Annotated in this window: 18 protein-coding genes; 14 read left to right on the top strand and 4 right to left on the bottom strand. The window is 67.9% G+C overall.

Going from position 1 to position 15,319, the window contains the following annotated elements; translation table 11 throughout:
• Positions 1–52 precede the first annotated feature (52 nt).
• The 3 genes from ftsE (at position 53) to smpB (ending at position 2,587) form a co-directional block, all read left to right on the top strand.
• Complete coding sequence (ftsE, locus tag ACIP5T_RS14660; RefSeq protein WP_400864921.1) at positions 53–1,114, top strand: cell division ATP-binding protein FtsE; 1,062 nt, start codon at positions 53–55, stop codon at positions 1,112–1,114.
• A complete protein-coding gene (gene ftsX / locus ACIP5T_RS14655; protein ID WP_400864918.1) occupies positions 1,111–2,025 on the top strand; it encodes a permease-like cell division protein FtsX in 915 nt (304 codons plus the stop codon). Before ftsE ends, ftsX begins: the two co-directional genes overlap by 4 nt.
• A gap of 85 nt (positions 2,026–2,110) precedes the next feature.
• Complete coding sequence (smpB, locus tag ACIP5T_RS14650) at positions 2,111–2,587, top strand: SsrA-binding protein SmpB (RefSeq protein WP_042536531.1); 477 nt, start codon at positions 2,111–2,113, stop codon at positions 2,585–2,587.
• Here the strand turns inward: smpB and ACIP5T_RS14645 are convergent, their stop codons facing one another.
• Together ACIP5T_RS14645 and lexA are read right to left on the bottom strand one after the other, a co-directional pair.
• Positions 2,588–4,447 carry a prolyl oligopeptidase family serine peptidase gene (locus ACIP5T_RS14645; RefSeq protein ID WP_400864915.1) on the bottom strand — a complete coding sequence of 620 codons (1,860 nt, stop codon included), beginning with the start codon at positions 4,445–4,447 and terminating at the stop codon, positions 2,588–2,590.
• A gap of 107 nt (positions 4,448–4,554) precedes the next feature.
• A complete protein-coding gene (gene lexA / locus ACIP5T_RS14640) occupies positions 4,555–5,241 on the bottom strand; it encodes a transcriptional repressor LexA (RefSeq protein WP_400864912.1) in 687 nt (228 codons plus the stop codon).
• A gap of 281 nt (positions 5,242–5,522) precedes the next feature.
• Between lexA and ACIP5T_RS14635 the strand changes: the two genes are divergently transcribed.
• From ACIP5T_RS14635 to hisH, 4 genes are all read left to right on the top strand, one after another.
• A complete protein-coding gene (locus tag ACIP5T_RS14635) occupies positions 5,523–5,885 on the top strand; it encodes a LysM peptidoglycan-binding domain-containing protein (protein WP_400864909.1) in 363 nt (120 codons plus the stop codon).
• Between the two features lie 91 nt (positions 5,886–5,976).
• Entirely contained in the window at positions 5,977–7,071 is a 1,095-nt protein-coding gene (locus ACIP5T_RS14630; RefSeq protein WP_400864906.1) for a histidinol-phosphate transaminase, read from the top strand.
• Positions 7,068–7,685 (top strand): imidazoleglycerol-phosphate dehydratase HisB, encoded by a 618-nt coding sequence (gene hisB / locus ACIP5T_RS14625; protein WP_400864903.1) that lies wholly within the window; start codon positions 7,068–7,070, stop codon positions 7,683–7,685. Before ACIP5T_RS14630 ends, hisB begins: the two co-directional genes overlap by 4 nt.
• Entirely contained in the window at positions 7,682–8,323 is a 642-nt protein-coding gene (gene hisH, locus ACIP5T_RS14620; protein WP_400864900.1) for an imidazole glycerol phosphate synthase subunit HisH, read from the top strand. Before hisB ends, hisH begins: the two co-directional genes overlap by 4 nt.
• 83 nt (positions 8,324–8,406) lie before the next feature.
• Here hisH and ACIP5T_RS14615 read toward each other — a convergent pair whose 3' ends face one another.
• A complete protein-coding gene (locus ACIP5T_RS14615; RefSeq protein WP_400864897.1) occupies positions 8,407–9,474 on the bottom strand; it encodes an AAA family ATPase in 1,068 nt (355 codons plus the stop codon).
• Positions 9,475–10,102: 628 nt separating this feature from the next.
• Here ACIP5T_RS14615 and priA point away from each other — a divergent pair.
• Positions 10,103–10,849 (top strand): bifunctional 1-(5-phosphoribosyl)-5-((5-phosphoribosylamino)methylideneamino)imidazole-4-carboxamide isomerase/phosphoribosylanthranilate isomerase PriA, encoded by a 747-nt coding sequence (priA, locus tag ACIP5T_RS14610; protein ID WP_400864894.1) that lies wholly within the window; start codon positions 10,103–10,105, stop codon positions 10,847–10,849.
• Positions 10,833–11,642 carry an SseB family protein gene (locus ACIP5T_RS14605; RefSeq protein WP_400864891.1) on the top strand — a complete coding sequence of 270 codons (810 nt, stop codon included), beginning with the start codon at positions 10,833–10,835 and terminating at the stop codon, positions 11,640–11,642. Before priA ends, ACIP5T_RS14605 begins: the two co-directional genes overlap by 17 nt.
• A 44-nt stretch (positions 11,643–11,686) precedes the next feature.
• Here ACIP5T_RS14605 and ACIP5T_RS14600 read toward each other — a convergent pair whose 3' ends face one another.
• On the bottom strand, positions 11,687–12,085 hold the full coding sequence (locus tag ACIP5T_RS14600) for a DUF1844 domain-containing protein (RefSeq protein WP_400864888.1): 399 nt from the start codon (positions 12,083–12,085) through the stop codon (positions 11,687–11,689).
• Between the two features lie 232 nt (positions 12,086–12,317).
• Between ACIP5T_RS14600 and infC the strand changes: the two genes are divergently transcribed.
• From infC to ACIP5T_RS14575, 5 genes are all read left to right on the top strand, one after another.
• The gene (gene infC, locus ACIP5T_RS14595) at positions 12,318–12,968 is read left to right on the top strand and encodes a translation initiation factor IF-3 (protein WP_079113185.1); all 651 of its coding nucleotides are present in this window, start codon (positions 12,318–12,320) and stop codon (positions 12,966–12,968) included.
• A 72-nt stretch (positions 12,969–13,040) separates the two neighbouring features.
• Positions 13,041–13,235 carry a 50S ribosomal protein L35 gene (gene rpmI, locus ACIP5T_RS14590; protein ID WP_036278714.1) on the top strand — a complete coding sequence of 65 codons (195 nt, stop codon included), beginning with the start codon at positions 13,041–13,043 and terminating at the stop codon, positions 13,233–13,235.
• 32 nt (positions 13,236–13,267) lie between these two features.
• Complete coding sequence (gene rplT / locus ACIP5T_RS14585; RefSeq protein ID WP_029262486.1) at positions 13,268–13,654, top strand: 50S ribosomal protein L20; 387 nt, start codon at positions 13,268–13,270, stop codon at positions 13,652–13,654.
• Positions 13,655–13,756: 102 nt separating this feature from the next.
• Entirely contained in the window at positions 13,757–14,569 is an 813-nt protein-coding gene (locus ACIP5T_RS14580; RefSeq protein ID WP_400864885.1) for a TrmH family RNA methyltransferase, read from the top strand.
• Between the two features lie 76 nt (positions 14,570–14,645).
• Entirely contained in the window at positions 14,646–15,314 is a 669-nt protein-coding gene (locus ACIP5T_RS14575) for a response regulator transcription factor (protein ID WP_400864882.1), read from the top strand.
• The last annotated feature ends 5 nt before the right edge of the window (positions 15,315–15,319 follow it).

Here is a 15,319-nt window from a genome sequence, read left to right as displayed (position 1 = left end):
GCGGGGTGTCGCTCGCGAGCAGACGAACGGGCGCGCTTAGGCTCGAATCGCCATGATTCGGTTCGAGAACGTCACGAAACGCTATCGCGGGACCTCACGGCCCGCTCTGTCCGATGTCGACTTCGAAGTGCAGCGCGGGGAGTTCGTCTTCCTCGTGGGCGCTTCAGGGTCGGGCAAGTCGTCCTGCCTGCGGCTGATCCTCCGAGAGGACGTGCCGACGACCGGTCGTGTCGCCGTGCTCGGGAGGGACCTGCGTTCGCTCGCGAACCGCAAGGTGCCGTACTTCCGCCGCCACATCGGATCCGTGTTCCAGGACTTCCGACTCCTGCCGTCGAAGACCGTCTATCAGAACGTCGCCTTCACGCTGCAGGTGACGGGCTCGTCGCGCGGTTTCATCCAGCAGGCCGTCCCCGAGGCGCTCGCCCTGGTCGGGCTCGACGGCAAGCAGAAGCGGATGCCGCACGAGCTCTCCGGTGGAGAGCAGCAGCGCGTCGCGATCGCTCGAGCGCTCGTCAACCGCCCCCAGGTCCTGCTCGCCGACGAGCCGACCGGAAACCTCGATCCGGCGACGTCGGTCGACATCATGCAGCTTCTCGCGCGGATCAACGCGGGCGGTACGACCGTGCTCATGGCGACTCATGAGGCAGGCTTCGTCGACCAGATGCAGCGGCGAGTGATCGAGCTCCGCGATGGCGAGATGGTGCGAGACGAGGTGCACGGCGGATACGGCGACACATCGAACATCCCGCGCCTCGTCCCTGAGGAGGTTCGGGGTGCCGCAGCTGCCGCCGCCCTGACCGCCGTGCAGGAGGTACAGCGCCAGACGGCCGACCTCTCCGTCGTCCGTGCGGCGCTCGCGGAGGAGCTCAGTGCGCAGCGCAAGGCCGCGGGAGCATCCGCTGACGCCGTGCCGACCGCATCCGAGACCCCGGAGGCCCAGGCAGCGCCGATCGAGCCGCCCGTCGCCGAAGAGCAGCCCATCGTCGTCCAGCCGCCGGCCGCGCCTCGGACGCATCCCATCGTGATGCCGCAGGTCGACGTCGCCGAGCTCGGCGTGGCCGACCGCCTCGGCCTCTCCGACGAGGGCAACGAGGAAGTGGGGCCGACATCATGAGAATCGGACTCATCCTCACAGAGGCCCTCGGGGGTCTTCGGCGAAACATCTCGATGGTCATCTCCGTCGTGCTCGTCACCTTCGTGTCTCTGACGTTCGTCGGCGCCGCGATCCTGATGCAGGCGCAGATCGGCACCATGCGCGGCTACTGGACCGAGCGGGCCCAGGTCGCGGTGTACATGTGCTCCGACATCTCCGAACAGGACACCTGCGTCGATGGGGGAGCCTCGGAAGAGCAGGTGGACGCGGTCCGAGCCCAGCTCGAGGGCGAGGCGCTCGCTCCTCTGATCAGCGAGGTCAGCTTCGACTCCAAGGAAGACACCTACGCCAAGCTCGTCGAACAGCTCGGCGAAGACCAGGCGAGCGTGATCACCCCTGAACAGGCGTTCGAGGTCTTCTTCGTCACCATGAAGGACCCCGGCCAGTCGCAGGTGATCTCCGAGGCGTTCAACGGCGTCGCCGGTGTCGAGCAGGTGCAGGACCAGTTGCAGTACCTCGAGCCGCTCTTCTCGGCCTTGACGGTCGCGACGTACATCGCCGTGGGCATCGCCACGCTGATGCTGATCGCTGCGATCCTGCTGATCGGCACGACCATCAGACTCTCCGCCTACGCCAGGCGCAAGGAGATCGGGATCATGCGTCTGGTGGGTGCATCCAACCGCTTCATCCAGACGCCGTTCGTGCTGGAGGGCGTGTTCGCGGCTTTCCTCGGCTCCGCTCTCGCGAGCGCGGCGGTCGTCGCCGGTGTGCATTTCGGCGTCGACGGATACCTCCGAGGACGTGTCCCGTTCATCACGACCTGGGTGTCGATGCAGGATGCGATCGTCGTCGTCCCGGTGCTGATCGGCATCGGCGTCGTGCTGGCCGCACTCTCCGCGGGCTTCGCGATCCGGCGCTGGCTTCGCACCTGACCGGTTCGCCGGTATAGACTGACAGGCTGTCGTGCGCCCGGATCGGGCTCTGAAATTACCGCACGACACGGATCAGGAGAGAATCATGCCCAGGGAACGCGGGGAGAAGGTCATCGCGACCAATCGTCGCGCACGTCACGACTACAACATCGAGAAGTCGTACGAGGCGGGGATGGTGCTCACCGGCACCGAGGTCAAGTCGCTGCGCCAGGGGCGCGCGAACCTCAGCGACGGGTATGCATTCGTCAAAGGGAACGAGGTCTTCCTCGATTCCGTGCACATTCCCGAGTACTCGCAGGGGCATTGGACCAACCACTCCGCCAAGCGCGTCCGCAAGCTGCTGCTGCACCGCGAGGAGATCGCGAAACTGCAGCATGCCGTGTCCGCGGGCGGATACACGCTGATTCCACTCAAGCTGTACTTCTCCGACGGTCGCGCGAAGGTCGAGATCGCGCTCGCCAAGGGCAAGAAGGAATACGACAAGCGTCAGACGCTGCGTGAGCGTCAGGACACCCGCGAGGCCGACCGCGCCATGCGCCTGCGCAACCGCGTCGGCGAGTGATCAGCGCGCGGGCGTGAAGCCGAACACGCGTCCGAGAAACGCCAGCTCCCGCTCGAGGGCGTCGACGATGGTCTCGCTCGCGCGGAAGCCGTGGCCTTCACCCGGGTAGAGGACATACTCGTGTTCGACGCCTCGGCGCGCCAGCGCATCGCGGATCGCCTCGGACTGCGACGGAGGCACGACACGATCCTCCGCTCCCTGCATCAGCAGCACCGGCACGTCGATCCGATCGGCGTGGGTCAGGGGCGAACGATCGACATACACAGCCTCGGCTTCGGGCAGCGGCCCCACCAGTCCCTCGACGTAGTGCGCCTCGAAATCGTGCGAGTGCTCGCTCAGCATCCGCAGGTCGGCCACGCCGTACCCGCTGATGCCTGCGGCGAACGTCCCGCCCCGCACCAGCGACGAGAGCACCGTCCAGCCTCCGGCCGAGCCACCGCGGATCGCGATGCGATCGGGGTCCGCGAGCCCTGCGCCGGCGAGGCCCCGCGCGGCGGCAATCACGTCGTCGACGTCGACCACACCCCACCCGCCGTCGAGGCGCGCTCGGTACGAGCGTCCGTAGCCGGTCGATCCGCCGTAGTTGACGTCGAGCACGCCGATGCCACGGCTCGTCCAGAACGCGATGGCTGCTGATGCTGCGCCCGTCACATGGGCGGTGGGGCCGCCGTGCACCAGCACGATGTACGGCGGGAGTTCGCCTTCCGGCGCTGACTCCGATGGATTCGTCGGCGGGTAGACGAAGGCGTGGACGCGGCCGTGCGCGCCATCGACCAGGAACTCGGATGCTGCGGGCATCCATGCCGGATCCGCCGCAGCCCCTCCCGTGACCACCTCGACATCGCCGGATTCGACGTCGACGCACCAGACCCCGGGCGTCGTCGTCGAGCTGTTGCCAGAAAGCAGAACACGGGAGTCCGCGACATCGTCGACGCTGACATGGCCGTCGGCGGGGACGAGGATGCGGCGGGCGCTGCCGTCCCGTTCGATGACGACCACCTCGTCGCGTCCGTTCGTGCGCACCGCCACGATGCGGCCGTCCGCGAGAGGCCGGTACCAGCGATTGCCGAGCACCCAGAGTCCGTATCCCGTGTCGGCGTCGGTGTGATCGATCTGCTCCGCGCGACCGAGAGCGTGCAGACCGTCCACGCGCTGACGGTGCAGCGCCCACCGACCAGAGGGGTCATCCGCGTACAGGATCTCGCCGTCATCCGTCCACTCCGGCTGGAGCGCAGCCCGCGTGGCCAGTTCCGTGCGCCCGAGACCGTCGGAGAGCACCAGCGAGGCGTGCTGCCACGGCATCCTCTCGCCGGTCCACTCGACCCACGAGGCGCGAGTCCCATCCGGAGACAGCGCCGGATGTGCGTAGAAAGACTCTCCCTGCACCAGCAGCTGCAGCAGCGCCGGATCGTCCGACGCCGATCCATCGGTCGGGATCTCGACGATTCCGCGCTGGTGAGGATCGACGGAGAGGTCCTCCCGGACGGCGAACAGCCGACCGTTCTGCAGGCGCAGGCCGCCATGTGCCGGTCCCGCGGGAGTGAGGGGCTCCGGGGCGCCCCCGCGTGGCATTCGGTGCACACGCTGGTCCTTGGCGTCGACGAAGTACAGCGTGCCGTCGGCATCCGCCGTCCACGCTCCGCCCCCGTACTCGTGCACCCGCGAACGGGCGCTCCAGGGTGCGGGAAGGATCTCGGCGCCGCTCGAGCTGCGCACGGTCAGGCGCCCGCCCTCGGAAGGCACCGACTCGCCCCACCAGATCTCATCGCCGACGAACGCAGCGCCGTCGATCCTCGGAGAGGATGCGGCGATCCGGTCGGGAGTGAACGGAGAGGGCCAGGTACCGAACGGCGACGACATGCTTCGAGCCTATGGTGCACCGGCGCGCAGCGTCATCCATGGCGGACCGAGGCGGCATTGCCGGAGTTTCCGGGTGCGGCCGATTCGCGGGACCCGGGTGACGGGGTTCAGACGGCCCTGAGCACCGCGACGATCTTGCCGAGGATGACGGATTCGTCGCCGAGGATCGGCTCGAACGCTGAGTTCCGGGGGAGCAGCCAGGTGTGGCCGTCGCGTCGGCGGAGCACCTTGACGGTGGCCTCGCCGTCGAGCATGGCGGCCACGATCTCGCCGTTCTCAGCGCTGCTCTGCGAACGGACGACGACCCAGTCGCCGTCGCAGATCGCGGCGTCGATCATCGACTCGCCCGACACCTTGAGCATGAAGAGGTCGCCCTTGCCGACGAGCTGACGGGGGAGCGGGAAGATCTCCTCGACCTGCTGGTCGGCCGTGATCGGGACGCCGGCGGCGATGCGGCCGACGAGAGGAACGAGCGCGGCGTCTCCGACGGGCGTCGCCACGTCAGCGGGGTTCTCACCGCTCGTTCCGGGAAGGTCGATCAGGACCTCCATCGCGCGGGTCTTGCCGGGATCGCGCCGCAGATAGCCGCTGAGCTCGAGCTGACCCAGCTGATGGGTCACGCTGGACAACGACTTGAGCCCGACGGCGTCGCCGATCTCGCGCATGCTCGGCGGGTACCCATGCCGGCTGATCGACGTCTGGATCACTTCGAGGATCGCCATCTGCTTGGGGCTGAGGCTCTTCCGGCGGCGAGTGCGCGGAGCCTCGGACTCGGTGGCGGAGTTGTCGCTCATGGTGCTCCTCAGGTGTGCGATCCGGCGTCTCAGTTCGAATGTCGGAGGCCCGTGGTGGGGTGTTCTCATCGAAACCGTATCCGAGAATCGCGCCGAAGTGGAAGATCTGTTCGAGCGTGTCGGTCGATTCCCGCACTTCTGTTTCGAAGAACGCTTGACAGATGTTCGAATTCGAAGATAACTTCGGAACGTAGCTTCGCATCCACGGCTCCCGGCCGAGGCGCGGATGCGAACGCTACGCCAACTTCACCGCCCACGCGGTAGATGCAGAGGAGCACGACATGAGCACCATCACCTTCAGCAGCGCAGCAGTCCTTCCGGTTCGTCCGGCGACGCGGCTCCGGCTGACGGCGCGTGGTCGACGCGTCGTGCTCTCCGTCGCCGCGCTTCCCCTCGCCGTGGGAATCGCCTTCGCAGCACTCAGCGGGGGCAGCGCGATGGCGTCGGGTGAGCAGGCCGCCACGGCGTCGTTCGCGACCGTGACCGTGATGCCCGGCGACACACTCTGGTCGATCGCAGAGGGCATCGCACCCGAGGCCGATCCGCGCGAAGTGATCGGTGACATCACGCGTCTCAATCTGCTGCGCGGCGGAGAGCTGCAGATCGGTCAGGAGCTCGCGATTCCGGCGCAGTACTCGGAGTGAGGCCCGCGGCAGCCGGTCGGTCGAGCGACGCGGGTGAGGTCAGCTTCATACTCGGGTGCCACGGGCGTCCACAGAGCGAAGGCGGCCTACCATGGGAAGGGTGACTGCATCACTCGACGACCTGCCGCTTCGCGACGACCTCCGGGGGCTCACGCCATACGGAGCGCCTCAAGCGCCTCTCCCCATCGCACTGAACGTCAATGAGAACACGCATCCGGTTCCGGACGCCGTAGCGAGCGACATCCTCGACGACATCGCGGTCGCCCTCCGCGACGTCAACCGCTATCCCGACCGCGAGTTCACCACTCTGCGCGAGGGCTTTGCCGAGTATCTCGGCCACGGGCTCGAGGCCGAGCAGATCTGGGCGGGCAACGGGTCGAACGAGGTCCTGCAGCACATCCTCCAGGCTTTCGGGGGGCCGGGTCGTACCGCGTTCAGCTTCAGTCCGACGTACTCGATGTACCCGCTGATCGCGAAGGGGACCGGAGCGCGCTGGGTGGCCGGCACCAGGCAGCCCGACTACACGATCACTCCCGAAGAGGCGGCGGCGCAGGTCAGGGACGTCGACCCCGATGTCATCCTCCTGTGCTCCCCGAACAATCCGACGGGCACGCCTCTCGGCCTCGACGTGGTCGAGGCTGTGTACGAGGCATCGACGGGGGTCGTGGTCGTAGACGAGGCGTACCAGGAGTTCGCACCGCGCGAGGCGGCATCCGCTCTCACTCTGCTCGATGGGCGCCCTCGTCTCGCGGTGTCGCGCACCATGAGCAAGGCGTTCGCGTTCGCGGGTGCGCGCGTGGGCTATCTCGCGGCCGATCCTGCGTTCATCGACGCTCTGCGGCTCGTGCGTCTGCCTTATCACCTCAGCGCTCTGACTCAGGCGGCGGCGGTGGCGGCACTGCGGAACTCCGGCGTGATGCTGGGCATGGTCGAGGAGATCGTCGAGCAGCGCGACCGCCTCTCTGCGACGCTCGAAGCCCTCGGCTACACGCCGCACGAATCCTGGTCGAACTTCGTCCTGTTCGGCGGGGTCGCAGAGCCCGCGAAGGTCTGGCAGCAGCTCTATGAGCGGGGAGTCCTCATCCGCGACGTCGGGATCCCCGGTCACCTCCGCGTCACAGCGGGCACCGAGGCCGAGACCACCGCGTTCCTCGATGCTCTCGCCTCGATAGGATCGGCTTCATGAGCACCCCCGCCCAGAACCCGCGCACCGCCACGCGTGTGCGCAGCACATCGGAGTCCACCGTCGAGCTGGAACTGAACCTCGACGGCAGCGGTGCAAGCCGTATCGACACGTCGGTGCCGTTCTTCGATCACATGCTGACGGCGTTCGCGAAGCACTCGCTGACGGACCTCACCGTCCGCGCTTCGGGCGACACCCACATCGATGCGCACCACACGGTGGAAGACGTCTCGATCGTGCTCGGCCAGGCGATCCTCGAAGCACTGGGCGACAAGTCCGGTATCTCCCGCTACGGCGACGCGCTCGTGCCGCTCGACGAGGCGCTCGCGCAGGCGGTCGTCGACATCTCGGGCCGCCCGTACCTCGTTCACACCGGGGAGCCGGCGGGCTTTGAGCACCACCTGATCGGCGGCCACTTCACCGGGTCGCTGGTGCGCCACTCCTTCGAGGCGGTCACTTTCAACGCAGGGCTGACGGTGCACGTGCGCGTGCTCGGGGGCCGCGATCCCCACCACATCGCCGAAGCCGAGTACAAGGCGTTCGCTCGGGCATTCCGTCAGGCCAAGGCGCTCGATCCGCTGGTCGACGGCATCCCGTCGACGAAGGGCGCGCTGTGAGTTCGGCACCCAGGGTCGCCGTCTTCGACTACGAATCCGGCAACGTCCACTCCGCAGTGAAGGCTCTCGTCGCAGCGGGTGCTGACGCGGTGCTGACGCGCGATCGCAAAGAGGCGCTCGAGGCGGACGGTCTCGTGGTGCCCGGTGTCGGTGCATTCCAAGCTGTCCGGGATGCGCTCTTCGCGCACGGTGGCGACGAGATCATCGACCGCCGCCTCGCAGGAGGGCGCCCCGTTCTCGGCATCTGCGTGGGGATGCAGGTTCTCTTCACTCATGGTGTCGAACGAGGACACGACTCCGAGGGCCTCGGCGAGTGGCCCGGCGCTGTCACCGAGCTGAACGCGCCTGTGCTGCCGCACATGGGATGGAACACGGTCGAGCCCGGAGCTGATTCCGTGCTCTTCAAGGGCATCGAGAACGAGCGCTTCTACTTCGTCCACTCGTACGCCGCGCAGTCGTGGGAGCTCGACGTCATTCCGCCGTTCCCGCAGCCGGTGCTCACGTGGTCGACGTACGGGGATCCGTTTCTCGCCGCCGTCGAGAACGGGCCGCTCTCGGCGACCCAGTTCCACCCCGAGAAGTCGGGGGAGGCCGGAATCCAGCTGCTCCGCAACTGGGTCGACAGCCTGCGAGCCTGACGGGCGCACCAGAACACTCCGTTCCGATGGGTCGAGCGCGCGACAGGTGACGCCGCGATCGGCGATCAGCTGTCGCGCGCCGCTCAGAAACCGCGTGCGACTGCGGCGGCGGCCGAGAGCCAGGATCGCTGCGTCGGCGCCGCGAGTGCCCGGAGACGAAGGTGGCCGTCGACCATCTCCCGGTCGAAGGGGATTCCGACGACTTCGCGCGCGAGGGGCTGGTAGCCCGCGATGACATCCGTGACCTCTGCGGGGGATGCCTTCGGATCCGCCTGGCTGACGACGACCACTGACTCTCGGGCAAGCCGCGCCGATCGCTCATCGCGGTCCTCAAGCGCCTCCAGCAGCAGAGCACCGGCCTCGGCGTGGTCATCCCGCGTCGTCGTCGCGACGACGATCTGGTCGGCGAGGTCGATCATCCGCAACCACATGGGGTCGGATTCGTCGTTGCCGGAGTCGATGATGATCAGACGGTAGAACTTGGCCGCGATGGCGTGGATGGAGTCGACATCAGTGGGACGGAGTCGATTCTCGTGCGCGAGTCGGATCGGCTTCGACCGCAGGACGTCGTACTTCTCCTGCGGCTGGTGGTGCACGAAGTGCGCGAGATCCGCGGACTGTCCCTGAGCTCCCAGCAGACGCTGCGTCTGGGGGAGGAGCTCGAGCAGCGTGCGGTCATGAGACCCGGTCTCGGTGCGCCAGCCGAGCGTGCCGCGCGTCTGGTTGTTGTCCCAGGCCAGCACCCCGGCTCCGCCGTATTGAGCGAAGACCGCTGACAGCAGCACGGTGGCCGGCGTCTTGCCTGCCCCGCCTTTACCGTTGACGACCGCGACCGTGCGGGGCCCCGGCCAGTGACGGCTCACCGCGTGCTCGTCGTCCCGGACGGCTCGCTCGCGGGCGTTCGGTCCGAGGGAGAATCCGACGCGATTGAGCAACCCTCGTCCGCCCTGACGCGCGGGCTCTTCGCGGCGCTCTTCCTGCAGGAAGGAACGGCGTCCCACGCCTTGCTCACGCTGCTGGCGACGCGATGATGCCGAGGACGCCGACTCGGCGGCGGCGGCGTTCGGAGCCGACGGAGCCACGGTGGTCGAGAGTGGCAGCGGCGGGGTGGGCGGCACACCGGGGGCCTGGTTCTGCGGTGCGGTGCTCACGGGCGCCGTCGCAGGCGGGATGCTCGGGAGCGGGGCCGGAGCCGGGTTCGCGGTTCTCGGCGCAGGATGTGGCGCGGCAGTGGCGTCAGGGGCGCCGGCGCCCGGAACGACGGTGGCCGGCGGCTCCGACCACGCGGCGGAAGAAGGGCGGGGAGTCGAGGGTGCGGCCGGTGCGGCCGGTGCTGCCGGTGCTGTGGGCGGGCGGGAGACAGGAGCCGAGGGGCTGGCCGGTCGTGGAGCGCCGGTCGGCGGAGTCGCGGCGGAGGCTGCCGCCCACGCGGCCGCTGCTGCTGCGCGTGTGCCCGGCACGGGCGGGATCGATGGTTCGTCTCCGGTCACCGCCCGGGGCCGTTCGTCGACGGGCACCGCGTCTGGCGTGACCGGCAGCTGTGCGCTCTCATCCGGAGTCTCGGGAGGCAGCGAATTCCCGCGCCGCAGGGGTCTGCCTCCTCGCGCTTCCGCATCGCGCACCATGCAACATCTCCTCACCGACCGAACAGGGGCGTCATCGAGGCTACCGCGTGGCACACGATGTTCTCAGCCGTCATCGTTTTGGAGCGGGCGGATGCGCGGGCTAGTGTCGATTCTCGTGCCGGTGAATCGGCTATCCATCTCACCTGAGGATGTCATGAACGACTTCGCGCAGTCACCTTCTCTCACTCTGCTTCCCGCCGTCGATGTCGCCGGGGGTAAGGCAGTCCGTCTCACCCAGGGTGAAGCCGGCACCGAGACCAGCTACGGCGACCCGCTGGACGCTGCGGGGGAGTGGGTCGAGCAGGGCGCGAAGTGGATCCACCTCGTCGACCTCGATGCGGCCTTCGGTCGCGGCAGCAACGCCCCGATCCTGCGCAAGGTCATCAAGCAGTTCAAGAACGTCAGCGTCGAGCTGTCGGGAGGCATCCGAGACGACGCGACGCTCGAGGCGGCTCTCGAGAGCGGAGCGACCCGGATCAACCTCGGCACGGCCGCGCTGGAGAACCCCGAGTGGGCCGCCGATGTGATCGGCCGCTTCGGCGAGGCGATCGCCGTCGGCCTCGACGTCCGCGGCACGACGCTTGCCGCGCGCGGCTGGACGAAGGAGGGCGGCGACCTCTGGGAGGTGCTCGAGCGCCTCGAGGATGCCGGCTGCAGCCGTTACGTCGTGACCGACGTCACCAAGGACGGAACCCTCAAGGGCCCGAACCTCGAGCTTCTCCGCGAGGTCACTGCACGCACTCCGAAGCCCGTCGTGGCTTCCGGGGGCATCTCGAGCCTCGACGACATCGCCGCGCTCCGCGAGCTGGTGCCGCTGGGCGTCGAAGGTGCGATCGTGGGCAAAGCGCTCTACGCCGGCGCCTTCACGCTGGCTGAGGCTCTGGATGTCGCAGGAGACTGACGACGCCTGCGGCCACGGCTCGCAGGGCCACGGCGCGCCGGAGCAGGGCGACTCAGCGGGGGTGCCCTGGGAGGGGCGCAGCTTCGAGCCGAATCCTCATGCGGCGGACGATGGCTCCGCCGACCCCGCGCTTCTCGACGCCCTTCTGCGCTTCCGTGCGGGGGAGGGCGCTCAGACGGAGGTCGTGGACGCCTTCCGCACGGCCCGGGTGCTGATCCCACTCATCGCCGAGAAGGGAGAGGAGGGCGTCGCCCCGAACGGTCTCTCGGTCGACAAGACGCAGGAGCTCTCCATCGTGACCGTCGCCGCGCCGGACGGTCGTCGGGTGCAGCCGGTGTTCTCGTCCGTCGAGGCGATGCAGCGCTGGGACGCCACAGCCCGACCGATCCCGGTCGAAGCTACGCGCGCCGCACTCGCAGCATCCGCAGAGGACACGGACCTCATCGTGCTGGATCCTACGTCCGACACGGAGTTCGTCTTCCGTCGTCCGGCCGTGTGGGCGATCGCGCAGGGGCATCGCTGGGAGCCGAGTTTCCTCTCTCCCGAGGTGTTCGTCGCCCTGCAGGAGAGCGTCGCACACGAGCTCGCCGTGATCGACGTGGCTGTCGCAGCGGGCGACCCCGATGCCCGTCTGCGGGGCCCGGAGCTGATCGTCGTCCTGGAGCTGGTCGACGGACTCGAGCGCGGAGTGCTCGATTCGGTCCTCGCGCGTCTCGCGCAGCGGTGGGCGGCAGATGACCGCATCGCCGTGCTCGCGGACTCGCTCACGGTGAAGCTGCGCCGCTCGGCCTGACCGGCTCGGCGATGTCGCCGGCCGGCCCCAGCCGTGCGGAGTCGCTAGTTGACCGGCCCGGTCCACTTCTCGCCCGGCCCCTTGCCGATCGGGTCGGGGATGGTCGAGGCCTCGCGGAACGCGAGCTGCAGCGAGCGGAGTCCGTCACGCAGCGAACGCGCGTGCATGTCGCTGATCTCGGGCGCTCCGGCGGTGATGAGACCGGCGAGAGCGTTGATCAGCTTGCGGGCCTCGTCGAGGTCGAGCTGTTCTGCCGCGTGGGGGTCGTCGGCGAGCCCGAGCTTGACCGCCCCTGCGCTCATGAGATGCACGGCCGCGGTCGTGATGACCTCGACCGCAGGCACATCTGCGATGTCCCGAGTGGCGGAGGACGCAGCCTCCTCCTGTCGTGCCCAGCGCTCTTCGCGCTCGCGTGCAGCCTCATCCGATGCCTGGTTCGTCACTTCGCCTTGCCTTCTGTTAGACTGTGTCGGGCTCCGGAGCGTCATGCTCCGGTACGAAAGAGGATTCACTTCCCACCCGCGCTTGCCGTTCCAGGCTACCGGGTCTTGCACTCCACCGGATCGCGTCGTCAGACTCATCCGGCAGGCAGGGTGCGGAGCCGGCGTCTGAATGCCGGTGGGTGGGGGACGATTCTGATTTCGCCCGGGATGCTGACTGCGTCCTGGTGGCTGAATCCCATCGTCTAAGGAGTTACGCATCAGCGATCCCCGCACCAATGAGCGCATCCGCGTCCCCGAGGTCCGCCTCGTCGGTCCCGCGGGTGAGCAGATCGGCGTCGTCCGCATCGAGGCGGCGCTGCGCCTTGCGCAGGAAGCCGACCTCGACCTCGTCGAGGTCGCACCGAACTCGAAGCCGCCCGTGGTCAAGATCATGGACTACGGCAAGTTCAAGTACGAAGCCGCCCAGAAGGAGAAGGAAGCTCGCCGCAACCAGGCGAACACCATCCTCAAGGAGGTTCGCTTCCGCCTGAAGATCGAGGCGCACGACTACACGACCAAGCTCAAGCGCGCCGAGGGCTTCCTCAAGGCCGGTGACAAGGTCAAGGCAATGATCCTGTTCCGCGGTCGCGAGCAGTCGCGGCCCGAGCAGGGCGTCCGCCTCCTCCGCAAGTTCGCCGAGGATGTCGCCGAGCTCGGAACCGTCGAGTCGAACCCGACCATCGACGGTCGCAACATGGTCATGATCGTGGCTCCGCTCAAGAGCAAGTCCGAGGCCAAGCAGGAGCAGAACGCGGTTCGCGACGCGCAGCGCGCAGCGAACAAGCAGGCCGCCCGCGAAGCCAAGAGCGACACTGACGCACCGGCCGAGGCCGCAGCGGAGTAACTCCCGCCCCCAGACTCCCGCACCGCGGGTTGACACCGTCGCCTGAGAAGGCGCCATACGAAGGAAGAGAAGATGCCGAAGCAGAAGACCCACTCGGGTGCTAAGAAGCGCTTCAAGATCACCGGCAGCGGCAAGCTGAAGAAGCAGCAGGCCGGCATGCGCCACAACCTCGAGCACAAGTCGAGCCGGCGCACCCGTCGTCTGAACCAGGACCAGGTGCTCTCGAAGGCCGACACCAAGACGGCCAAGAAGCTTCTCGGCCGCTGACGCGCCCGACGCACGAATAGGAACACAGGAAAATGGCAAGAGTCAAGCGGGCGGTAAACGCCCACAAGAAGCGCCGGGTCATCCTCGAGCGCGCAAAGGGTTACCGCGGTCAGCGTTCGCGCCTGTACCGCAAGGCCAAAGAGCAGGTCATCCACTCGCTGGTCTACTCGTACCGTGACCGTCGCAAGCGCAAGGGCGACTTCCGTCGTCTCTGGATCCAGCGCATCAACGCCGCTGCACGCCAGAACGGCATCACGTACAACCGCTTCATCCAGGGCCTCGGTCTCGCGGGTGTCACTGTCGACCGTCGTATGCTCGCCGACCTCGCGGTCAACGACGCAGCGACCTTCACGACGCTGGTCGAGACGGCGAAGAAGGCTCTGCCCTCTGACGTCAACGCTCCGAAGTCCGCTGCGTAAGCAGCTCTTCACCACAGAGGACGCTCTCCTTCGGGAGGGCGTCCTCTGTCGTTCGCCCGGCGTTTGCGCAGGAACGGCTCTGCCGTTCTCTAGACTGTGAACGTGCTGGAGAACCCCCGTTCGCCCCGAGTCCGTGCCGTCGCCAAGCTGACCAAGCGCAGCGCGCGAGCGGAGACAGGGCTGTACCTCCTCGAAGGGCCTCAGGCGGTTCGAGAGGCGCTGATCTACAGCCCTGAGGCGATAGTCGAGCTGTTCGCGACGCCGACAGGCTGGGAGAAGCACCCGGACATCCGCGCGAAGGCAACGGATGCCGGCATCGATGTCGAGTACGTGACCGAGTACGTGCTGAACGCGATGGCCGACACGGTCACGCCGCAGGGACTCGTCGCCGTCGTCCGGCAGGCGCCCACCTCCGTGCGCGACATCTTCGCGGGCTCTCCGCGTCTCGTGGCGATCTGCGAGGAGATCAGAGACCCGGGAAACCTCGGGACGATCATCAGGGCCGCCGATGCCGCGGGGGCCGACGCCGTCGTGCTCACCGGACGCACGGTCGACCCTTACAACCCGAAGGTCGTGCGTGCCACGACAGGGTCGCTGTTCCACCTGCCCGTGTCGGTGGGTGCCGAGCTCGCGGATGTGGTCGAGAAGGCGCACGCCGCAGGTCTCCGCATCCTCGCTGCCGATGTGAAGGGCGACGACCTTCTTCGCGCACGAGCCGACGGAGTCCTCGCCGAGCCGACGGCGTGGCTGTTCGGCAACGAGGCGCGCGGACTTGAGGATGATGCGCTCGCCCAGGCCGATCAGGTGCTGAAGCTGCCGATCTTCGGCCGAGCAGAGTCGCTGAATCTGGCCACTGCGGCGAGTGTCTGCCTCTACGAGAGCGCGTTCGCACAGCGGGCGGCAACCTCGGCCTGATCGCGGCCGGCCAGGCGGGCTTTCGCTCTGCTGGTAGGTTTATGCCTGCTCGAGCGGAGAAGGGGACCCAGGGTCGATGCAGATTCTGATCGTGGAGGACGACGAGCGCGTCGCCGCTGCACTCGAGGCGTTCCTCGCCCGATCGGGATACGCGACCGTGCGCGCGGCGGACGGCGCATCCGCCCTCCAGCAGCTGGGTGCGGACACCGAGGTGGTGCTTCTCGATCTCGGTCTGCCCGACGTCGACGGCATCGATCTCTGCCGCCGGATCCGCGGTCGCTCGGAGGTGCCGATCGTCATCGTGACAGCACGGAACCAGGTCACGGAACGCATCAGGGGATTGCGGGCCGGAGCTGACGACTTCGTCATCAAGCCGTACGACGTGCACGAGCTCCTGGCTCGCATCGAGGCCGTCACCCGCCGTTCGCGACCGGTGCGACCGGAGTCCGAGGCGCGTGTGCGGCTGCAGGACGGCGATGTGGAGATCGACCTCGTAGGCCGGCAGGTGCTCATCGACGGGGCTCCGATCGAGCTCACCCGCAAGGAATTCGACATCGTCGCCGTGCTCGCCCGATACCCCGGCGTGGCCGTGCCGAAGGAGAGACTCATCCGTGAGGTGTGGAACACCGACTGGCGCGGGTTCGGACACTCTCTCGAGGTGCATGTCGGGGCGATCCGCAAGAAGGCGGGCCGTCGACACCTGATCGAGACCGTGCGCGGTGTCGGCTACCGGCTGGCTGGGTAGCCGTC

Origin of the sequence: Microbacterium sp. NPDC088619, from assembly GCF_044752825.1 — a bacterium.
Lineage (GTDB): Bacteria > Actinomycetota > Actinomycetes > Actinomycetales > Microbacteriaceae > Microbacterium.
This window is presented reverse-complemented; position numbering and strand designations above follow the sequence as displayed.

Coding starts and splice junctions, on each gene's coding strand:
- ftsE (WP_400864921.1), top strand. CDS start 53: ATGATTCGGTTCGAGAACGTCACGAAACGCTATCGCGGGACCTCACGG.
- ftsX (WP_400864918.1), top strand. CDS start 1,111: ATGAGAATCGGACTCATCCTCACAGAGGCCCTCGGGGGTCTTCGGCGA.
- smpB (WP_042536531.1), top strand. CDS start 2,111: ATGCCCAGGGAACGCGGGGAGAAGGTCATCGCGACCAATCGTCGCGCA.
- ACIP5T_RS14645 (WP_400864915.1), bottom strand. CDS start 4,447: ATGTCGTCGCCGTTCGGTACCTGGCCCTCTCCGTTCACTCCCGACCGG.
- lexA (WP_400864912.1), bottom strand. CDS start 5,241: ATGAGCGACAACTCCGCCACCGAGTCCGAGGCTCCGCGCACTCGCCGC.
- ACIP5T_RS14635 (WP_400864909.1), top strand. CDS start 5,523: ATGAGCACCATCACCTTCAGCAGCGCAGCAGTCCTTCCGGTTCGTCCG.
- ACIP5T_RS14630 (WP_400864906.1), top strand. CDS start 5,977: ATGGGAAGGGTGACTGCATCACTCGACGACCTGCCGCTTCGCGACGAC.
- hisB (WP_400864903.1), top strand. CDS start 7,068: ATGAGCACCCCCGCCCAGAACCCGCGCACCGCCACGCGTGTGCGCAGC.
- priA (WP_400864894.1), top strand. CDS start 10,103: ATGAACGACTTCGCGCAGTCACCTTCTCTCACTCTGCTTCCCGCCGTC.
- ACIP5T_RS14605 (WP_400864891.1), top strand. CDS start 10,833: ATGTCGCAGGAGACTGACGACGCCTGCGGCCACGGCTCGCAGGGCCAC.
- rpmI (WP_036278714.1), top strand. CDS start 13,041: ATGCCGAAGCAGAAGACCCACTCGGGTGCTAAGAAGCGCTTCAAGATC.
- rplT (WP_029262486.1), top strand. CDS start 13,268: ATGGCAAGAGTCAAGCGGGCGGTAAACGCCCACAAGAAGCGCCGGGTC.
- ACIP5T_RS14575 (WP_400864882.1), top strand. CDS start 14,646: ATGCAGATTCTGATCGTGGAGGACGACGAGCGCGTCGCCGCTGCACTC.